The sequence below is a fragment of the Buchnera aphidicola str. Sg (Schizaphis graminum) genome (genome assembly GCF_000007365.1).
GTDB lineage: Bacteria > Pseudomonadota > Gammaproteobacteria > Enterobacterales > Enterobacteriaceae > Buchnera > Buchnera aphidicola.
In genome coordinates this window covers 341,534-363,278 of record NC_004061.1, presented here as the reverse complement: position 1 = coordinate 363,278, position 21,745 = coordinate 341,534, and the positions used below count along the sequence as shown (strand labels likewise).

Here is a 21,745-nt window from a genome sequence, read left to right as displayed (position 1 = left end):
ATGGCGTTATTAGATTTTTTTTTATCCCGGAACAAAAACACAGCTCATGTTGCAAAAGAAAGATTACAAATAATTGTTGCAGAACAAAGAAAATTTAAAAGTGAACCAGATTATTTGCCACAGCTAAAGCGTGAAATACTTTCTGTAATTTGTAAATATGTCAATATCGATCCTCATATGGTTACAATACAATTAGAACAAAAAAATGAAGACATTTCTGTATTAGAATTAAATATTATTTTACCCGATTAGATTTTTGAAACAATCTATAAAAGATAGTATATATTAATATTTTATAGAACTAAACATATATTCTATATATAAAATAATAATTCGATATAATCAATACTGAACTATATTTAATACTTCAGTATTGATTTTTTTAATTTTGAAATATTTTTAAAATAAATGATCTAAATAATTATTACTTATTTTAGAAAAATGACAAAATTCTCGGTTTTGAATTTTCAGAAAACAAAAAGGGAATAATATCTTTTGCATTAGGATATAAAATCTTTTTTTGTTCGAATTTTAAAGAATTTTCCCGTTTAATTTTTTTCCACCCATCACCAACTAATATCCATTTTTTTTTAAGTTTTTTCATTTTATCTTCTATTTTATTTATTTTAATTAAAGATTCTGTTTTTTCTCCTGTCCATAATAAAGTATTGTTTCTCAGGTATTCACCCCAGTATACTTGTCCTATTTTTGCATTAACTGCGACTAATATTTGCTTTTTTTTATATTTTCGCCATGCTTTTTGAGCCAAAATAGATAAAGTTGAAATTCCAAATATAGGTATTTTTAAACTTAAAGATAAACTTTGTGCGATTCCTATTGAAATACGTATTCCAGTAAACTTGCCTGGTCCTTTTGAAAAAGCCACATAATTTAAATCCTTCAATGTAATTTTGGCGTTCATTAATACTTTTTTAATCATTGGCAATATTTTTATTGTATGTTCTTTTTTGCAATTTTCAGACAAAGAGTAAATTACCTTTTTTTTATATACAGCAACTGAACAGTGGTCAATTGAAGTATCAATGGCTAAAATTATGTCAGACATATCTTACTCGAAATAAGTTCAGTAAAAAATTTTTTTAAACAAAAAATTACTTAGAAAACTTGCTATTTATATCTTAATTTTTAGTTATTCTCACTAAATCGATACGATATTCTGTAGCATTAACAATGTGAAAAGAAAAAGAATTAATCTTAATTGTTTCTCCTGGGAGAGGTAATTGACCTTTTTGAGAAATTAGCAATCCTCCTAAAGAAGCACAGTCATCTTGTTTAATTAATTCTTTAGTATTAAGTAATTGTTGTAAAGAATGTAAATCTGTTTCTCCCTTAACTAACCAGCTGTTTTGTTCTTTTATAATATCTGGAGTTTCATCTGCGTCTGGAAATTCACCTGCTATAGCTTCTAAAACATCTAAAGGTGTAATTAATCCTTGAACAACACCGAATTCATTACTGACAATTACAAAACTACCTTGAGCACGACGAAGTACTCCAAGTAAATTTATAGGATCAAGAGTATCTGGTATAATAATAGGTGGTATTTGAGAGGCAAATGTATAAACGTCTATATTTTTTTCAATAGCGACTAATAATTCCTTAGCTCGTACAATACCGATTATTTCATCTAATTCACCTTTACAAACAGGAAATAAATTATGAGGTGTATCTAATAATTGTAATCGAATTTCATTGATTGTTTTTTCTGTATTTACCCAAGATATATTACTTCGTGGAGTCATAATACTTTTAATTGATCGACCGGCTAAAGTAAGAACTCCATTAATCATATATTTTTCTTCATCTTTAAAAGTTTCTGTTTCTAAGGAAGATGAAAGTACTATTTCTGCTTTATTATCAGTTTTTATTCTATTTTTATTGTTATTCTTTTCTCTTATCATTAAACGTAAAATTGCTTCAGCTGCTCTTTGTCTCATAGGTTTTCTAGATTGATTTTTCATAAAATTATGACGAGCAATTTGATTAAAAATCTCGATTAAAATAGAAAAACCTATTGCTGCATATAAATATCCTTTTGGAATATAAAACTTTAAAGCTTCTGCGACTAAACTAAAACCAATCATTAATAAGAAACTAAGGCATAATACAACTACAGTTTGATGTATATTAATAAAATTTGTTAATGCTTTCGATGCTAATAACATTAATATTGTAGCTAATACAACTGCTATCATCATGATTAATAATTGATTTACCATGCCCACTGCTGTAATTATTGCATCTAAGGAAAACACTGCATCTAATACAACTATTTGAATAACTACAGCCCAAAAACTGGCATAATTTTTATTTTCTGTATTTTCATGGTCTTCATTTTCTAGTCTTTCATGTAATTCAATTGTAGCTTTAAATAAAAGAAATAAACCACCAATAAGTAATATTAAATCACGTATTGACAAAGAAAAAAAATTATTACTAATAATAGGAGAAGTGAGTGTTACTACCCAAGATATCAATGATAATAACGCTAATCGCATAATTAAAGCCAGTCCTAAACCAATTAAACGTGCCTTATCTCTTTGATTAGGAGGTAATTTTTCTGATAAAATTGCTACAAATATTAAATTATCAATCCCTAATACTACTTCTAAAACAACTAATGTTAATAAGCCGGCCCAAATTGACGGGTCTAAAAAAAACTCCATCAGAAAAACTCCGTAAAAAAAATAGGACAGCCCAATATTTAATATATCTAAATATTTAAGATATAATGTAATTTGAGATTATATAATATTTTATTATATCAAGAAAATTAAAAAATAGTTGAGATAAAATATGGACCATATCTGATTAAAAAGATTTTGCAAGACTGCATTCATATGAAGTTAGAAGTTATTATATTTAGTTCAGTTGAAGTAAAATTTTATTTTAAATTTGATAAACATTTATCAATAAAGTCTTTTTTTTTAAATTAATTTTAAAAAAAAGAATAAATTTCAGTAAAATATATTTTTTTATAGATAAATTGCATTACCTTTCAGTAATATTTTTTTAAATTTTTAGTATTATTTTTATCTTCTTAACTACTTTTTAATATTTTTATCGAGTTTAAGTATAAAAGAATTTTTTTTACCACTATTTTTTCTTATTTTATAAATTTTTTTAAAATTTAGTTTAATTTATTTTCTAAATAAAATGTATTAATTTTAAGATTTTCTATATATAGAAATTAAGAAAATAAATATTAATGGTTTTTACAAGATATGAATTTAAGAGTTTTAAGAAAAGTTTTATTAATATTTTTAATATTTAAAATTTTTAGATTAAAAAAACATTTTTATATAAAATATAATATTTTTTATTATAATCATGTTTATATTAAAAAACAAGTTTAAAAATTATTTGAAAAGTGTTTTTATAAGTTTTATCTCTTAATAGAAAAGTTTTCTACTAAGAGAGATAATGTTTTTATATTTCTGATATCTATTGATTACATATATTTTTTATTTTTTAGCGCCTGTATTCTTTTTTCTAAAGATGGATGGGAGGCGAATAATTCTATAAATGAATTAGATTTTCCGTTAATACAAAATGCAATTATGCTATCTGATTCTTGAGGCTCATGACTTGACTTTAAACGATTTAGGGCAGAAATCATTTTTTCTTTTCCGACTAATTTTGCTGAACTTGCGTCAGCATAAAATTCTCGATGTCTAGAAAACCACATAGTAATAATACTTGCAAGTACACCAAAAATTATTTCTAGAAATGTAGAAATTAAAAAAAATAAAAATGAATCTTTTTCATCTTCACTATTTTCATTTCTATTACTCGATAATAAGCTGCTCAATGCTTGTGAAATAATACGAGATATAAAGATTACAAAAGTGTTTACAACACCTTGAACTAAAGTCATTGTGATCATATCACCATTTGAAACATGACTAATTTCATGAGCAATTACTGCTTCTGCCTCACTACGTGTCATATTTTCTAGTAATCCTGTTGATATAGCAATCAAAGCTGCATTACGACGAGCACCTGTAGCAAATGCATTGATATCAGCAGCTTCATATATTGCTATTTGTGGCATAATAATATTTTTTTTTATAGATTGTTGACGAATAGTATCAATTAGCCAACTTTCTGTTTCATTGCTAGGATGATTAATGATTCTACCATTTACAGAACGCAATGCAATCCATTTAGACATAATAAGTGATAAGATAGATCCACTAAAACCAAATAGACTTGACATAATCAATAGACCGTAAATACTTTCAGACTGAATTCCTGTCACAGCAAGAATCAGACTGAATGTTAGCATAACTGCTAAATTAGTTAATAAGAAAAGAATAATACGTATCATAAGATATTATCTTCCTCAATTTAGATAAAATAGTTTTAATTAAAAAAAGAAATTTAATTAAAGAAAATATAAAAATGTTTTTTAAACTTAAATTTATAATGTTAATTATAGAAAATAAAGGTATTAAAAAATAATTTTTTAAGCTAACATAATTTTCTTAATTAAGTCAAGATAGATAAATTATTCAGAGTGGATTTTAATTAAATGTTTCCCAAAATCGACCATCTCGCATAATGATTTCGTCCGAACTTTTTGGCCCCCATGTACCAGATTTATATAACTGTACAGTATTTATATTTGTTTTTTTCCAACCGTTTATTATTGGATCAATCCATTTCCACGCTTCTTCTACTTCTTCTCGACATACAAATAATGATTGTATTCCTCTCATACTTTCAAATAATAGCCTTTCATAAGCGTCGACAAAATTTTTAGTATTATTTATATTAAAATTAAATTCCATTTTATCACTTTTTAATTTATATTCCTTACTGAGTCCTGGTACTTTATTTAAAAAATATATTTTAATACTTTCATTAGGTTCTAGACGTATAATCAATTTGTTAGGTGATAAATTTTTATTGAATTCTTGAAACAAGTTCTTAGATATTTTTTTAAAGACAATAACTATTTCAGAGTATTTATATGCTAAACGTTTACCCGTTCTTAAATAAAATGGAACTCCAAACCATCGATCATTATTAATATCAACTTTAATTGAAACAAATGTTTCTGTTTTACTATGTTTGTTTGCACCATTTTCTTCTATGTAAGAAGGTACCTTTTTACCATTTATAATTCCAGATGCATATTGACCTCGTGCTGTCTTAATATGAATTTCATTTAAGTCAATTTTTTTAAGAGAACGCAATATTTTTAATTTTTCATCTCTTATGCCTTCAGGTGTAATATTTTTTGGTTTATCCATAGAAACGATTGTAAGAATTTGCAGGAGATGATTTTGTACCATATCTCGTGTTTGTCCCATTTGATCAAAATAATTCCATCTATTTTCAATACCAACTTCTTCAGATACAGTAATTTGAATATGATCAATAATTTTATTATTCCAACTATGAAAAAAAAATGAATTTGAGAAACGTAATGCTAAAAGATTTAATATTGATTCTTTTCCAAGATAGTGATCAATACGAAAGATTTGCGATTCTAAAAAATATTTAGCAATTTGATTATTGATTTTTTTTGATGTTTCTAAAGATACACCGAGTGGTTTTTCGATTATGATTCTTGATGGAAAAGAATTTAAATTAACTTTTCCTAATCCTGTAAAAATAGCATTAAATGTATTTGAAGGAACTGCACAATAATAAATAATAATGTTTTTTTTTTGATTTAATATATTTTTTAATTCTAAAAAGTGAAGATCTTGAAATACATCAATATAAAAAAAATTTAAACGTGAACGTAATTTTTTCCAAATTTTTTCATCAATTTTTTCATTTAAAAACATTTTTATTGCTTTTTTTACTATCTTTATATAATCTTCTGTATTCCAATCAGCACGACCTGTACCAATTATACGTGTATCTGGATGTATTTTTTGAGATTTTTCTAATTTATATAAAGCTGGTAACAATTTTCTTCTTGCTAAATCTCCTTTTGTTCCAAAAATCACTAGATCGCAAGCTTGATTAGTTTCTATAATCATAATTTTCTCTTTAAAATTTAAAATATATACATCGTTTTTACATTTTTTTTTAAAATATTTATATGTTAAAATATACTTTATTTAAAATATTTTTTAATAGATTTGCTTTTATTAATTTTACTAAATAAACAAAAAAATATAAATGAATATTTCACATAGTTATTTGAGTTTTTGCACTTTTATTAAAAACTGATTATAAAATTTCTTACTCTTTTATATTTCGATTAAATTTTTAAAATTTTAAAATACATATAATTAATAAAATTAAGAGGTTTTTATGTTAAATCGTGTTAGAAGAACAAAAATTGTAGCAACTTTAGGACCTTCTACAGATAAAGCAAATAATCTTGAAAAGATTATTTTATCTGGAGCAAATGTTCTTCGTTTAAATTTTTCTCATGGTTCATCTGAAGAACATAAAAAAAGAGCGAAAAAAGCAAAAGAAATAATGTTTAAATTAAATTGTCATATTGCTTTATTAGGTGATTTACAAGGACCAAAAATCAGAATTTCTAAATTTAAAAAAAACAGTATTTTTTTAAAAGTTAATGACGTTTTTATATTAGATGCAAATTTAAATGAAAAAAATGGAAACAATGAAAGAGTCGGAATTGATTATAAAAAATTACCAAATGACCTAAATGTAAATGATATCTTGTTGTTAGACGACGGAAGAATACAATTAAAAGTAATAAAAATTGAAAAATGTGCAATATTTACAAAAGTTATTATAGGTGGCATTCTATCTAATAATAAGGGTATTAATAAATTAGGTGGTGGTTTATCAGCAGATGCATTAACAGAAAAAGATAAAAAAGATATAATTCTTGCTTCTGAAATTGATGTAGATTATTTGGCCGTATCGTTCCCTCGTTGTGCTGATGATTTAATAAAAGCCAGAGAGTTATTAAAAAAATCTGGTAGTAACGCTCAAATTATAGCTAAAATAGAAAGAGCCGAAGCTGTATTTGATCAAAATGCTATAGAAAATATAATATTGTCTTCAGATGCAATTATGATTGCTAGAGGAGACTTAGGTGTCGAAATTGGTGATGCAGAATTGGTAGGTATTCAAAAAAAATTAATTAGAACTGCTAGAAAATTAAATAAGGTAGCAATTACTGCAACACAAATGATGGAATCAATGATTTTAAATCCGTTACCTACTCGTGCAGAAGTTATGGATGTAGCCAATGCTGTGTTAGATGGAAGCGATGCAGTCATGCTGTCTGCGGAAACTGCATCTGGAAAATATCCATCTGAAACTGTGATAAGTATGGCTAAAGTTTGCAAAGGGGCAGAAAAAGTTCCTAGTATTAATGTTTCTAGACATCGTCTTAATGTAGAATTTCAAAGCATTGAGGAAGCCATTGCTATGTCATCAATGTATGCGGCGAATCACTTAAAAGGAATTACAGCAATTATTACTATGACAGAATCTGGTAAAACAGCATTAATGACTTCTAGAATTACTTCTGGACTACCGATTTTTGCTTTATCAAAACATAAAAAAACTTTAAATTTAACTGCTCTCTATAGAGGTGTGATTCCTATTTATTTTGATAGTGATAAGGATGGTGTTGAAGCTGCTAATGAAGCAATAATTCTTTTGTGCAAGAAAAAATTTCTATTTAATAATGATTTAGTCATTGTCACTCAAGGTGACATAATGGGGAAAATAGGTAAAACGAATACCAGTAGAATTTTAAGAGTTACATATTAAAAATTTCTATTAGAAAAACTTATTTTAATTTTGATAATATGTTTTTAGACTCTTTTAAATATTTGATTCTTTCACTTTTTGTTAGCTGTGTCGACAAAATGTATTCTGCTTTTATAGGATTTATTGCGCGATGATTAATCCAAATTTCATAATGTAAATGCGGACCAGTGGTACGTCCAGTATTGCCTGATAAAGCTATTTTTTCACCTTTTTTAATTTTTTGACCTACTTTAACTAAAATCTTTTTAAGATGCATATACCTAGTAGTATAATAATTTTTATTTTTTAAAGAAATATAAAAACCTGCAATTTTATTAAATTGTGCTTTTATAATTTTACCACTACTAGTAGCAATTACAGGTGTTCCTTGAGGCATAGCTAAATCTATTCCTAAATGACGACTAATACGATGTGTAACTGGATTAACACGGCGTAAATTAAATGGAGAAGAGATTCGATATTTTTTTAAAAATGAAAAATTTATCAGTTCTTCTGATTTATTAAAACCATCAGAGTCATAAAATTTTCCATTAAATGCTCTTATTGAAAAATACTTTCTATCTAAATTATCTAATTTGACACCTAATAATATTTTTTTATTTTTTGTTTTTTGATTTAAAAAAATCACATTAAATTTACTACCAATATGTAATTTATTAAAATTTATTTGCCATTCTATTGCTTTGATAACACTATTTATTTCAGATTTATTCAATCCTGATTGATAGGCGCTTTTAAAAAAGTTAGAATTTTTTTTAATATAAATACTTTTTTTTTCTAAAAAAGAGTCATACGTATATTTGATGAATTTAAACGTATTTTTATATCTTTTGTATATTTTTTTTTGAAATTTAGAAATATACCATTTTAACTTAATTAAGTTTCCTAAGTTATCTACTTTGCAAACAATTTTTTGTCCAATTGTTATATTATTTAAATTTTTATCTATTTTGATTAATTTTAATATATCATTTATTTTTACTCCTGATTTTTTTAAAAAGATACTTATTGTATTTCCATAAGAAAAAATATGCTTGTGTATTGTATGTTTTTTTAAATATTCTTTCTTTTCTTTTAATCTTTTAAATTCTTTTTCTTTCTGAGAGAATTCTTTATTTAAAAAAAACGCTTTTTTATCCGTTAAAAAATTGCAACTTGATAGTAGTATAAAAATAACTATAAGAATAATATTTATTAAAATTTTAATTGTTTTATAAAAAAAATCTTGATTAAAAGATAGAAAAATTATTTTATAGATTTGCTGCACTTTTTTTTCCTTAAATTTTTTTTAAGCAGCTAATATATTGATTAGATAATTTTACAAGAAAATTTACATAGCTATCTTGTACTAATGGAATAGCTGTACCAAAAAGATCAAGATTCTCTTTTTGAATATTTGTTCCTTGTATTATAAAATCAATTATGTTGGCATGAAATTGTGGTTCTATAAAAACACATATTGCTTGTTTTTTTAATAGTTCATTTTTAATTTTATATAAATATTGAACTCCTGTTTTTATTCCAGGATATGTTTTAAATTGTCCTGATGGATGCAGTCCATAAAATTTTTCAAAATATTTGTAGGTGTTATGAAAGGTAAAATATTTTTTTTCTTTGATAGATAATACATTTTTTTTTATATCTTTATTTGTTTTTGATAAACATAATTTAAAATATTTTAAATTTTTATCTATAGTAATTTTTTTTTGAGGCATTGATTTCAATAGCATGTCATGTATAACTATTGCTGATTCTAATGCAATTTGAGGTGATAACCATAGATACATATCATATGATATATTATTAATTTCTTTTTTGTTTTGTAAAGTATTTTTTTGTTTTTTTTTCCCTTTTTTAAAATTAGATTTATGTTTTAAAAGAAATTTGATGTTTTTTATTTTAGTTAATACAATAGTTTTTTTTTTAAAGTACTTCACTGCCTTTTTAAAAAAAAAAGGTTCTATCTGATCTCCTATTAAAATTATAAAATCAGAATGTTTTATTTTGATTAAATCAAATGGAAGTAAATAATAATTTTCTACTGTCGTTCCATTTGGTGGAATAACTTCCACGTTAGTTACATTGTGTGCAATTGCTGCTGCAATAAAACCTAAAGGTTTAAATACAGTCAATATCGAAGCATAGGAATTGTTTGGCATTAATATGAATAGTATTGCTAATATAGAAAAAAATTTTTTCTTTTTATTTTTTAACATAATATTTATGTTCATCTTAAAAAAAATATTTTATAATAATTAATCTGCTTTAATATCTCAAAACAGAATTTATTTAATATGCTGGAACTCATTACTTTAAAAAATATTCATGTTAGTTTCTCTGGTCGTTCTATTCTTTCTAATATATCTTTTTCTTTACTTTCCAATCGTATTATAACTTTAATAGGACCTAATGGAGCTGGAAAATCCACTTTAATACGTGTCATCTTAGGACTGATACAACCTAATTTAGGAAACATTATTAGATCTCCTAAAATATCAGTTGGTTATGTACCTCAGAAATTATATTTTAATAATTTATTACCTATTACAGTAGAAAAATTTATGAAATTATCAAAAAGAAAAAAAAACATAAATATATTAAAAATACTAAAACGTGTAAAAGCACAGTCGCTTCAGTATTCTCGATTACAAAATTTATCTGGTGGAGAAATGCAGCGTATTCTTTTAGCTAGGGCATTATTAAATAATCCGAATTTGCTCGTTTTAGATGAACCCACACAAGGAGTGGATGTAATGGGTCAACTTGATTTATATGAACTAATTAATCAAATTCGATCTGAAATGCAATGTTCTATCTTAATAGTTTCTCATGATTTAAATTTTGTTATGGCTAAAACAAATTACGTAATTTGTTTAAACAAACATATTTGTTGTTCTGGTACTCCACAAACAGTATTTAAAAATTTAGAATTTATTTCTATATTTGGTTTAAAACATATAAGGGAATTAGCAATTTATCAACATAATCATGATCATGTACATCAATATTAAAATTATAGAGTATTTTTTATCATGTTTGAATTAATTTATCCAGGATGGTTAGCAGGTATTTTATTATCTTTTGCAACTGGACCTCTAGGTTCTTTTATTATTTGGCGTCGTATATCGTCTTTTGGTGACACATTATCTCATTCTTCTATACTCGGCTTAGCTATATCCATTTTATTTCAAATTGATTCCTTCTATACAGAATTATTTTTTATGAGCTTTCTTGCTATTATATTAGTATGGATGGAACAATTATTATCAGTTTCATTAGAAACAATATTAAGTATAATATCGCATAGTTCATTATCTTTAGGAATAATTTGTATTAGCTTGATGTCTACTTCTCATCATATAGATCTTAGTAATTATTTATTTGGTGATTTATTACTTGTAACGGTATTTGATTTATGTATTATTGCTTTAGGAAGTTTAATTGTTTTAACTATTTTATTTTTTCGTTGGAATTCTATTTTATTACTGACAGTTAATGAAGAATTAGCTCAAATTGATGGTGTTAATATTTTTTATGCACGTTTAACTTTAATGTTAACTACTGCTATATGTATTTCTATTGCTATTAAGTTTGTTGGAGTACTATTAATCACTTCATTACTAATTATTCCTCCTGCAACTGCGCAAATTTTTTCTAATTCTCCAGAAAAAACGATTGGATTTTCAATATTAATAAGTATTATTTCAGTTACAGGTGGAATTTTTTTATCTTTTTTTTACAACGTTCCAACTAGTCCATCTATTGTTTTATTTTCTTCTTGTGTTTACTTATTAAGTAATATAAAAAAATTAATATAAAAATTTTTATTTCTTTAATATATTTATACCTAACTCATTTAAAATTGATTTTTTTAATTTACTAGGAGAGTCAGTCATTAGGCAATTTGCTGACGTTGTTTTTGGAAAAGCTATTACATCTCTAATATTATTAGTATTTGTTAAAAGCATGACTATTCTATCTAATCCTAAAGCTATTCCTGCATGAGGTGGCGGACCATATTTTAGTGCTTCTATCAAAAAACCAAATTTTTCCCTTTGGAATTGTTTTTCAATTCCAATAATGTTAAAAACTTTTTTTTGTATTTTAGCATCATGTATACGTACTGAACCTCCACCTATTTCATAACCATTTATAACTAAATCATAACTGTCAGAAATAGCAAGATTCGGATTTTTTTCAAGTTTATTTTGATTATTTTTTTTTAAAGCAGTAAATGGATGATGATTAGAAGAAAATTTTCCATCAGAATTTTGTTTAAACATAGGAAAATCTACAATCCAAACAGGTTTCCAAGTATTTTTTTTAAAAAATATAAAATCATTACCTAATTTTATACGTAGCATTCCAAGAGATTTGTTAACAATTTTTTCTTCATCAGCAAGTAAAAACAAAATATTTCCATTTTTTGCATTTGTTTTTCTTAAAATGTTTTCTAAAGTATTTTTATCTAAAATATTTTTTATTGAACTTTGAATATCTTGAAATCTATTTTCAATTTTATTTATTTTTATATAAAATAGTTTTTTTGCACCAAATTTTTTTACATAATTAGAATATTCATCAATTTTTTTCTGACTTATCTTATTACCTTGACCAAAACATAATAAAGCTATTCTATTTTTTTTCTTTAAATTAATTTGAAAAAATGATGCAACTTTTTCTTCAATAACAATATCAGAAATATCAACAATTTCCATTGGATTTCTTAAATCAGGTTTATCTGATCCGTAGCGTTTCATAGAATCGTAAAAAGAAATTTTAGGAAATTTATTTAAATTATAATTAATAACTTTAAGCCAAATTTTTTTTATTAATGTTTCTACCAAGTTTCTAATTTTAGTAGAACTTACGAAAGAAGCTTCAATATCAATTTGTGTAAATTCTGGTTGTCGATCTGAACGTAAATCTTCATCACGAAAACATTTAACTATTTGATAATATTTATCAATACCAGAAATCATTAATATTTGTTTAAATAATTGTGGTGATTGAGGTAATGCATAAAAATTGCCTGGATAATTTCTACTAGGAACTAAATAGTCTCGAGCTCCTTCTGGTGTAGATTTTGTCAGAAAGGGTGTCTCAATATCTAAGAAATTTTTATTTTCCATAAAAATTCTTATTAAATGAGTGATTTTATTTCTTATTTTAAGATTTTCTAATAATTCAGAACGACGAAGATCTAAGTAACGATATTTCAATCGTATATCATCATTACTATTGTTAGAATAGTCTAATGGCAGGTTTTTTGAAATATTAAAAACTTTTATTTTATTTACTAATATTTCTATTTCTCCAGTATCGAGATTATTATTGTTAGCGTTTCTCTTTTTGACAATTCCTATAACTTGAATGCAAGATTCGTTCTTTAAATTTACAGCTTTTGTAAAAACTTTATTGTTTTTTTTTTCAAAAACAAGTTGGACAATACCTGTCCAATCTCTCATGTCAATAAAAATAAATTGACTAAAATTTCTTATTTTATGTACCCAACCACATAAAATCACTGATTTATGTAAATCAATTATTCTAATATTTCCACAATATTTAGTACGCATAAATTCTCTTCAAGATGTGCTTGATTTTAAAAAAAATTTTTTTAATCTTTATGATTAATAGATAATAAAAAATTTTTTTGAAATATTTTTTGGGAGTTTAAGAAATAAGGTAGATTGCTAAATTCTATTTTTAAGTGATTTTTTATTTATAAATATTCAAATATTAATTAAATTTAAAAAAAGTAAAATACTTAACGACTTCTAAAAATAATTCGCCCCTTTGTTAAATCGTAGGGAGTTAACTCAATAGTAACTTTATCTCCTGTTAATATTCTAATATAATTTTTTCTCATTTTTCCCGAAATATGAGCGGTAATGACATGTTTATTTTCTAATTCAACACGAAACATTGTGTTTGGTAATGTATCAATAACAATTCCTTGCATTTCAATGTTATCTTCTTTAGTCATTTTTTTCTCTATTTACATTTATTTTTAAAGAATTATTAAAATATTGAGCATTTTTTATTATATCTTATACTAGTCATTTTGACTAGTATGTTTTTATTAATTTATTAAAATAACAGGATTAAGATAATGAATTAAGATAACGTTCGCTATCTAATGCAGCCATACAACCACTAGCAGATGATGTAATAGCTTGTCTATATACATGATCAATTACATCACCTGCTGCAAATACACCTGGTATATTCGTTTGTGTATAGTTTCCATGTGTCCCTTTTTTTATTTTAATATATCCATCTTTCATTTTTAATTGATCAGTAAATATATCTGTATTCGGGATATAACCAATTGCAACAAATAATCCAGAAACTGCAATTTTTAGTTTTTTCTTTTCTTTTAAATTTTTATTTTTAATTAGTAAATGCGTAACACCTTTATTATTGCCTAAAATGTCTTCTATAGTTGAATTTAAATGCAGGATCACTTTTTTAGTTTTTACAATTTTTAATAATCGATCAATTAGAATTTTTTCAGCTTTAAAATTGTTTCTACGATGAATTAAATATATTTTTTTTACAAAATTTGACAAATATAATGTTTCTTCTATAGCTGTATTCCCTCCTCCTACTACTGCTATTTCCTTATTTTTATAAAAAAAACCATCACATACAGCACAAGTAGAAATACCTTTTCCTTTAAATTTGTTTTCTGAACTTAATCCTAAATAACGAGGATTTGCACCTGTAGCAATAATTACTGCATCACATGTATACTTATTATATTCTCCCAGTAAAAAAAATGGTTTTTTTTTAAATTCTACTGAAATGATATTATCATATACAATTTCTGTTTTAAATTTTAATGAATGTTCATGCATACGATTCATTAGTTCAGGACCAGTAATTTTTTTAAAATCACCAGGCCAATTTTCAATTTCATTAGTATTCATTAATTGACCACCTTTATTAATACCAGTAATTAATAAAGGATTTAAATTAGCTCTAGAACTATATATAGCAGCAGTGTATCCTGCTGGTCCTGAACCTAAAATTATTATTTTTTTATGATTTTTTAATTCCATGTTATTTTTCCTTAAAATATTTTAGAATGACATATAAAATATAAATATAAATTTTTTTATAAAAAAGGAATAATAATATATTCTATTAATTTAAATAAAAAAATAATAATTTTTTTCTAAATATATCTTATAATTAAAAAATCTGTTTCTTTTATTATAATATAAATTAATTTTAGTTTTATCTTTTAATATATTAGATATCATTTTTATTTTTTTAAAAAATTTATAATATATTTATAATAATTTTCATTATCAATTATAAAGACTTAAAAATTATGTTAAATCCTTATTTATTACGTAACCAAATAGATGCAATATCAAAAAAATTATTAAAAAAAAAATTTAAATTAGATATATCACTAATATCTTCTTTAGAAAAAAAACGGAAAAAATTGCAAATTAAAACAGACAATTTGCAATACAAGCACAATACTTTATCAGCGTTATTTAAAAAAGAAAAAAAAATTCAAGAATTAGATGAAAATTTAAAAAGAACACTTACCAAATCTAGTAAAAATTTATCTGAATTAAAAATTGAACTCAATCTATTACAAGAAAAAATTCATAATTTTTCTTTATCTATACCTAATATTCCTTCTGATGATGTTCCAGAAGGAAATTCATCAGAAAACAATAAAATTGTAAAATATTGGGGTAAAAAAAGGGAATATAGTTTTGCAGTTCGAGATCATGTAGAAATAGGAAATAAATTGAATCAATTAGATTGGAAATCTTCAGCAAAAATATCAGGTGCACGATTTATTGTTATGAAAGGAAATATAGCTCTTTTACATCGTGCATTAAGTCAATTTATGTTAGATTTACATACTATAAAGCATGGGTATACAGAAACTTATGTACCTTATTTAGTAAATCATGATTCGCTATACGGAACAGGGCAATTACCAAAATTTACTGATGATTTATTTCATATAAATTCTATTGATAAAAAAAAATATGTATTAATTCCGACAGCTGAAGTACCATTAACGAATTTGTTTTCTAATCAGATATTAAATGAAACAGAACTGCCTATTATGTTAACTGCTCATACTCCTTGTTTTCGATCTGAAGCTTCTTCTTATGGACGTGATAGTAAGGGATTAATTCGATTACATCAATTTGATAAAGTAGAACTTGTGCAAATTATACAACCTGAATTGTCTATGAATGCTTTAGAGTTGTTAACTCATCATGCAGAAAAAGTTCTACAACTTTTAGAATTACCATATAGAAAGGTACTTTTATGTGGAGGAGAAATGGGTTTTTCTGCAACTAAAACATATGATTTAGAAGTATGGTTTCCTTCTCAGAAAAAATACAGAGAAATTTCTTCGTGTTCTAATATGAGCGACTTTCAAGCTCGTCGTATGAAAACTCGTTATAAGAAAAAAAAGGAAAAAAGTAACAGTTTTGTTCATACATTAAATGGTTCAGGTTTAGCAATTGGTAGAACATTAGCTGCTATATTAGAAAATTATCAAGATAGTGATGGTCGAGTTACTATTCCAAAAATTTTACAAAAAAAATATATGCAAGGTATAGAATATATAAATTAATTAAATATATAAAAAAATGATTATTGGTGAAAAAATGAATTTGATTTATAATTTTAGTGCTGGACCAGCTATGATTCCAAAAGATGTTCTTTATCAAGCAAAAAAAGAACTACAAAACTGGAATCAAATAGGTTGTTCTATTATGGAAATTAGTCATCGTAGTAAAGAATTTATTCAAGTAGCTTTAGAAGCAGAACAAGATTTGAGAGATTTATTAAATATATCAAATTCATATGAAATATTATTTTGTCAAGGAGGTGCTAGAGGGCAGTTTGCTGCTGTTCCAATGAATTTATTAGGCAATTTTAAAGAAACAGATTATATTAATAGTGGATATTGGTCAAATTGTGCATTAATAGAAGCTAAAAAATATTGTATTCCTAAAAATATATCAGTTAGACAAAAAAAGAATGGAAAAAGTTTTCTGTTAAAACCTTCTCAGTGGAATATAAGTGATAATTCTGCATATATTCATTATTGCCCGAATGAAACTATAGATGGAATGTCAATTTATGAAGAACCAAATTTTAAAAATAAAATAATAGTAGGAGATTTTTCATCATTTATTTTATCTCGTAGAATTAATATTGAAAATTATGGTTTAATTTATGCAGGTGCTCAAAAAAACATCGGTCCTTCAGGTATCACAATTATTCTTATTAGGAAAGATTTAATAGGATATGCCTCTAAGATATCTCCTTCTATTTTTAATTACTACATAATATCAAAATATAATTCTATGTTTAATACACCACCTACATTTTCTTGGTATTTATCAGGATTAGTGTTTAAATGGTTAAAAAAGCAAGGTGGAATAAAAAAAATTGAACAACTAAATCAAAAAAAATCAAATTTATTATATCAAATAATTGATAATAGCAATTTTTATATTAATGATATAGATAAAAGAAATCGATCTCAAATGAATGTTGTATTCCATTTATATAATTCTAAGTTAGATAACTTATTTTTAAAAGAAGCAAAAAATGCAGGTTTAAATGCTTTGAAGGGACACAATGTCATTGGAGGAATGCGTGCTTCTATTTATAATGCTATGCCATTAGAAGGTGTTCAGTCTTTAGCAAAATTTATGTTATATTTTGAAAAAAAGTATGGATAAAACATTTTTTTATTTTTGAAGAAATAAATTAAAAATTTTATTTTAATTAGAGCGTATTTTTATTATGCAAAAATTTTTGGAGTTAAAACCAGTTTCTTATATTAATGGAACGATTTATTTACCTGGTTCAAAAAGTATATCGAACAGAGTTTTACTGTTATCTGCTATGGCTAATGGTATTACTTGTTTGACAAATTTACTAGATAGTCAAGATACTCAATATATGTTAAATGCTTTAAGAAAAATTGGGATCAAATTTTTTTTATCAAATAATAATACTACTTGTCATGTCCATGGTATTGGAAAAGCTTTTCATTTATCGCATCCTATTTCATTATTTTTAGGCAATGCGGGAACAGCTATGCGACCACTTCTTGCTGCTTTATCGTTATATGAAAACAATGTTGTCTTAAGTGGAGATGACAGAATGCATGAAAGACCGATTGCACATCTTGTTGATGCTCTCAAACAAGGTGGAGCAACTCTTGAATATAAAAAAGGTATAGGATATCCTCCTGTTTTGACGAAAGGTGGGTTTAAAGGTGGTTCTATTATGCTAGATGGAAGTATTTCTAGTCAATTTTTAACATCTTTATTAATGGTTGCACCACTAGCATTACAAAATACTAATATATTTATTAAAGGAAATTTGGTTTCTAAACCTTACATTGATATCACATTAAATCTCATGAAATCTTTTGGTGTCAATATTGTAAATGATTGTTATAAATCTTTTTATATAAAAGGGAATCAAAAATATGAATCACCAGGAAATTACTTAGTTGAAGGCGATGCATCTTCAGCATCATATTTTTTAGCTGCTGCTGCTATTAAAGGTGGTTCGGTAAAAGTTGTTGGAGTTGGTAAAAAAAGCGTTCAGGGTGATATAAAATTTGCTGATGTACTTGAAAAAATGGGAGCTATTATTGATTGGGGTGATTCTTTCATTGTTTGCAGGCATAATAAATTAGAAAAAATAGATTTAGATATGAATCATATCCCTGATGCAGCAATGACTATTGCAATAGTAGCTCTTTTTGCAAAAGGAACTTCAATTATTAAAAATATATATAACTGGCGTGTTAAAGAAACTGATCGATTATCTGCAATGAGTAAAGAATTAAAAAAAGTTGGTGCAATAATTAAAGAAGGAAGAGATTGTTTATCTATTACTCCTCCTAATTTTTTCAAATTTGCAGAAATTGATACATATAATGATCATCGTATGGCTATGTGTTTTTCTCTCATATGTTTATCTGGAATAAGTGTTAGGATACTTAATCCAAATTGTATTTCTAAAACTTTTCCATCTTATTTTGAAAATTTTTTAAAGATTAGCAGATTTGATTGATTTTTAACATTATAGATAGTTTTATATGTTTAAATTTAATTTTTTTGTACTTTTATAAAAATGAAAAATAAAACTACCTTTTTATCATTAAAGGTTCTGGTGGTATATATAAAAGTCTGATTTTAGGAATAAGAGTTCAGAAATGGCATTAGTCTATATTAGGATTCAGTAAAATATACCGATTTATATTACCCTTAATATGAAATAAAAATTCTATTTGAGAAAGAAAAATAATTCTTATTATAAAACATTAGGTTGTTCTATTTTTTTTAAATAAAAAAAAGAAATTATAGATTTAAACAAAATAAATCTTTCAACAGTTAATCAGATTACTGTTAAATTAAAAAATTTTTCTAAAATCAGAAAAATTTTACTTCATTATTAATGATATTTTCATTTTTTTTAATTTAATAGCAAAAAAGAGCGATATGAATAAAATATTTTTTCTAGATTTTATAACAAATTTTTTCATATTTAAGTTTAGAATTTTTTTATCTTAGAAGAATATTACAATTTAAAAAAATAGACATCATCTTAATTTTAAAAACTATTAAGAAAAATACACATTCGCAATAAAATAGATCAAAATCAATTAATTTCTCCTTTATACCCATAATAAAATGCTATAATATTAGATTCAATAAATATTAGTTTTGGTTAAATAATTAAAATTTCTAAAATGTATATTACCAAAAAAATCTAAATTTTATTTAGAAAAATTGCACTCTTTAATATGGATTATTAAAAGATATATAAAACAAGCTTATTTTAACACGAAGTTAAAATAAACATTTGATAAAAATTTTTTAAATATTATTAATATGAATGAATCTTTTGCTCAACTATTTGAAGAATCACTAAAAGAGATTAAAACTCGGCCAGGATCAATTATCAGGGGTACTATTGTTTCTATAGAAAAAGACATAGTATTGGTTGATGCAGGTCTTAAATCTGAATCAGCAATTCCAGTTGAACAATTCAAAAATGCTCAAGGACTTTTAGATGTAAAAGTTGGGGATCAAATTGATGTTGCTTTAGATGCTATTGAAGACGGATTTGGAGAAACACTTTTATCTCGAGAAAAAGCAAAACGACATGAAGCATGGTTGATACTAGAACAAGCTCATGAGAAATCAGAAACAGTTATTGGTATTATCAATGGAAAGGTAAAAGGTGGATTTACTGTAGAATTAAATGAAATACGTGCTTTCTTACCTGGTTCTTTAGTTGATGTGCGTCCTGTTAGAGACACTATTCATCTTGAAGGTAAAGAATTAGAATTTAAAGTAATAAAATTAGATCAAAAACGCAATAATGTTGTTGTTTCTAGACGAGCTGTTATTGAATCTGAAAATAGTGCTGAAAGAGATCAATTATTAGAAAGTTTACAAGAAGGTATAGAAATTAAAGGAATTGTTAAAAATTTAACAGATTATGGAGCTTTTGTGGATTTAGGTGGTGTCGATGGATTATTACATATTACTGATATGGCATGGAAAAGAGTTAAGCATCCAAGTGAAATAGTTAATGTCGGTGATGAAATAAATGTTAAAATTTTAAAATTTGATAAAGAAAGAACACGTGTCTCTTTGGGATTAAAGCAATTAGGTGAAGATCCATGGATAGCTATTTCTAATCGTTATCCAGAAGGAATTAAATTAAGTGGTCGCGTAACAAATTTAACGGATTACGGTTGTTTTGTAGAAATTGAAGAAGGAGTAGAAGGTCTTGTTCATGTATCTGAAATGGATTGGACGAATAAAAACATTCATCCTTCCAAAGTAGTTGCAGTGAATAATATAGTAGATGTTATAGTGTTAGACATTGATGAAGAACGTCGTCGTATTTCTCTTGGTTTAAAACAATGTAAAATAAATCCTTGGCAAGAATTTTCTGAAACTCACAAAAAAGGAATTCATGTTTCTGGAAAAATAAAATCTATTACAGATTTTGGTATTTTTATTGGTTTAAAAGGTGGTATTGATGGATTAGTGCATTTATCTGATATCTCTTGGAAAATATCAGGTGAAGAAGCAGTTAAAAATTATAAAAAAGGTGATGAAATATCAGCCGTAGTTTTACAAGTCGACGCTGAACGAGAACGTATTTCATTAGGAATTAAACAATTAGAAGAAGATCCCTTTAATGTATATGTTTCGAATCATAAAAAAGGTGCTATAATTACTGGAATAATAAAAGATTTTGATAAGAAAACTGTTACAGTAAAATTATCAGACGGAGTAGAAGGTAATATAAAATTTTCTGATTCTTCTCGTGTTAATTCTGAAGAAATAATAAAAAAACTAAAAATTGATGATACTATTTTAGTAAAAATATCTAATTTTGATCGGAAAAATAGAATTATTAATCTTACTTTTCATATTTTAGATGAAAATAATAATAAAAAAGATTTAAAAAATAAAATAAACGTCAAATCAAATGATGAATCCTTTTCTAACGTAATGGCTGAAGCTTTTAAAGCAGCTCAAAATACTGAATAATTATTTAAAAAAGAAAAATATATTAATTATAGAGGATTTATGACAAAGTCAGAATTATTCGAAAGAATTGCTGAACGAAAAGCTCATATTTCAAACAAAATAATAGAATGCGCTGTAAAAGAAATGCTTGAATATATATCAATTTCGTTATCTAAGGGGAAACGAATTGAAATTCGAGGATTTGGTACTTTTTCTTTGCATTATAGATCTTCTCGTATAGGTAGAAATCCGAAAACTGGTAAAAAAATTAAGTTGAATGAGAGATATATACCTTATTTTAAACCAGGAAAACAACTACGAGATCGAGCTAATTATAAATAGTATATTTTAATACTTGTTGAATAGAAACTAAGTTGATATAATTTTTTATAAAAAACTTAGTTTCTATAACGTTAAAAAATTGA

18 protein-coding genes are annotated in these 21,745 nt (G+C 25.0%); 9 read left to right on the top strand and 9 right to left on the bottom strand.

Annotation, left to right across the window (positions count from 1 at the left end):
* On the top strand, positions 1–252 hold the full coding sequence (gene minE / locus BUSG_RS01650; protein ID WP_011053837.1) for a cell division topological specificity factor MinE: 252 nt from the start codon (positions 1–3) through the stop codon (positions 250–252).
* A gap of 181 nt (positions 253–433) precedes the next feature.
* Here minE and tsaB read toward each other — a convergent pair whose 3' ends face one another.
* From tsaB to zwf, 4 genes are all read right to left on the bottom strand, one after another.
* Entirely contained in the window at positions 434–1,066 is a 633-nt protein-coding gene (gene tsaB / locus BUSG_RS01645; protein WP_011053836.1) for a tRNA (adenosine(37)-N6)-threonylcarbamoyltransferase complex dimerization subunit type 1 TsaB, read from the bottom strand.
* A gap of 73 nt (positions 1,067–1,139) precedes the next feature.
* Complete coding sequence (locus BUSG_RS01640) at positions 1,140–2,687, bottom strand: TerC family protein (protein ID WP_011053835.1); 1,548 nt, start codon at positions 2,685–2,687, stop codon at positions 1,140–1,142.
* 785 nt (positions 2,688–3,472) lie between these two features.
* Positions 3,473–4,351 (bottom strand): protease HtpX, encoded by an 879-nt coding sequence (gene htpX / locus BUSG_RS01635; RefSeq protein ID WP_011053834.1) that lies wholly within the window; start codon positions 4,349–4,351, stop codon positions 3,473–3,475.
* A 196-nt stretch (positions 4,352–4,547) separates the two neighbouring features.
* Positions 4,548–6,020 (bottom strand): glucose-6-phosphate dehydrogenase, encoded by a 1,473-nt coding sequence (gene zwf / locus BUSG_RS01630; RefSeq protein WP_011053833.1) that lies wholly within the window; start codon positions 6,018–6,020, stop codon positions 4,548–4,550.
* Positions 6,021–6,297: 277 nt separating this feature from the next.
* On the opposite strand from zwf, the gene pyk reads away from it, so the two are divergent.
* On the top strand, positions 6,298–7,743 hold the full coding sequence (pyk, locus tag BUSG_RS01625; protein WP_011053832.1) for a pyruvate kinase: 1,446 nt from the start codon (positions 6,298–6,300) through the stop codon (positions 7,741–7,743).
* A 19-nt stretch (positions 7,744–7,762) separates the two neighbouring features.
* On the opposite strand, the gene mepM is transcribed toward pyk, so the two are convergent.
* Positions 7,763–9,010, bottom strand: a complete 1,248-nt coding sequence (gene mepM / locus BUSG_RS01620) for a murein DD-endopeptidase MepM (RefSeq protein ID WP_011053831.1) — start codon at positions 9,008–9,010, stop codon at positions 7,763–7,765.
* A 10-nt stretch (positions 9,011–9,020) separates the two neighbouring features.
* Positions 9,021–9,959, bottom strand: a complete 939-nt coding sequence (gene znuA / locus BUSG_RS01615; RefSeq protein WP_044006052.1) for a zinc ABC transporter substrate-binding protein ZnuA — start codon at positions 9,957–9,959, stop codon at positions 9,021–9,023.
* A 78-nt stretch (positions 9,960–10,037) separates the two neighbouring features.
* Here znuA and znuC point away from each other — a divergent pair, with 78 nt between their 5' ends.
* Together znuC and znuB are read left to right on the top strand one after the other, a co-directional pair.
* Positions 10,038–10,754, top strand: coding sequence for a zinc ABC transporter ATP-binding protein ZnuC (gene znuC / locus BUSG_RS01610; protein WP_011053829.1), 717 nt, complete (start codon positions 10,038–10,040; stop codon positions 10,752–10,754).
* A gap of 21 nt (positions 10,755–10,775) precedes the next feature.
* Positions 10,776–11,561 (top strand): zinc ABC transporter permease subunit ZnuB, encoded by a 786-nt coding sequence (gene znuB, locus BUSG_RS01605; protein WP_011053828.1) that lies wholly within the window; start codon positions 10,776–10,778, stop codon positions 11,559–11,561.
* A gap of 6 nt (positions 11,562–11,567) precedes the next feature.
* Here the strand turns inward: znuB and aspS are convergent, their stop codons facing one another.
* The 3 genes from aspS to trxB all read right to left on the bottom strand — a co-directional run bounded on the left by aspS (position 11,568) and on the right by trxB (position 14,810).
* The gene (gene aspS / locus BUSG_RS01600; protein WP_011053827.1) at positions 11,568–13,322 is read right to left on the bottom strand and encodes an aspartate--tRNA ligase; all 1,755 of its coding nucleotides are present in this window, start codon (positions 13,320–13,322) and stop codon (positions 11,568–11,570) included.
* Positions 13,323–13,513: 191 nt separating this feature from the next.
* Positions 13,514–13,732 (bottom strand): translation initiation factor IF-1, encoded by a 219-nt coding sequence (infA, locus tag BUSG_RS01595; protein WP_011053826.1) that lies wholly within the window; start codon positions 13,730–13,732, stop codon positions 13,514–13,516.
* A gap of 118 nt (positions 13,733–13,850) precedes the next feature.
* Entirely contained in the window at positions 13,851–14,810 is a 960-nt protein-coding gene (gene trxB, locus BUSG_RS01590; RefSeq protein ID WP_011053825.1) for a thioredoxin-disulfide reductase, read from the bottom strand.
* A 275-nt stretch (positions 14,811–15,085) separates the two neighbouring features.
* Here trxB and serS point away from each other — a divergent pair, with 275 nt between their 5' ends.
* The 5 genes from serS (at position 15,086) to ihfB (ending at position 21,662) form a co-directional block, all read left to right on the top strand.
* Positions 15,086–16,369 carry a serine--tRNA ligase gene (gene serS / locus BUSG_RS01585; RefSeq protein ID WP_011053824.1) on the top strand — a complete coding sequence of 428 codons (1,284 nt, stop codon included), beginning with the start codon at positions 15,086–15,088 and terminating at the stop codon, positions 16,367–16,369.
* Between the two features lie 34 nt (positions 16,370–16,403).
* On the top strand, positions 16,404–17,489 hold the full coding sequence (serC, locus tag BUSG_RS01580; protein WP_011053823.1) for a phosphoserine transaminase: 1,086 nt from the start codon (positions 16,404–16,406) through the stop codon (positions 17,487–17,489).
* A 64-nt stretch (positions 17,490–17,553) separates the two neighbouring features.
* Complete coding sequence (gene aroA, locus BUSG_RS01575) at positions 17,554–18,840, top strand: 3-phosphoshikimate 1-carboxyvinyltransferase (RefSeq protein ID WP_011053822.1); 1,287 nt, start codon at positions 17,554–17,556, stop codon at positions 18,838–18,840.
* Between the two features lie 821 nt (positions 18,841–19,661).
* Complete coding sequence (rpsA, locus tag BUSG_RS01570) at positions 19,662–21,341, top strand: 30S ribosomal protein S1 (protein WP_011053821.1); 1,680 nt, start codon at positions 19,662–19,664, stop codon at positions 21,339–21,341.
* 39 nt (positions 21,342–21,380) lie between these two features.
* Positions 21,381–21,662: an integration host factor subunit beta gene (gene ihfB / locus BUSG_RS01565; RefSeq protein ID WP_011053820.1), complete on the top strand. Its 282-nt coding sequence runs from the start codon at positions 21,381–21,383 to the stop codon at positions 21,660–21,662.
* The last annotated feature ends 83 nt before the right edge of the window (positions 21,663–21,745 follow it).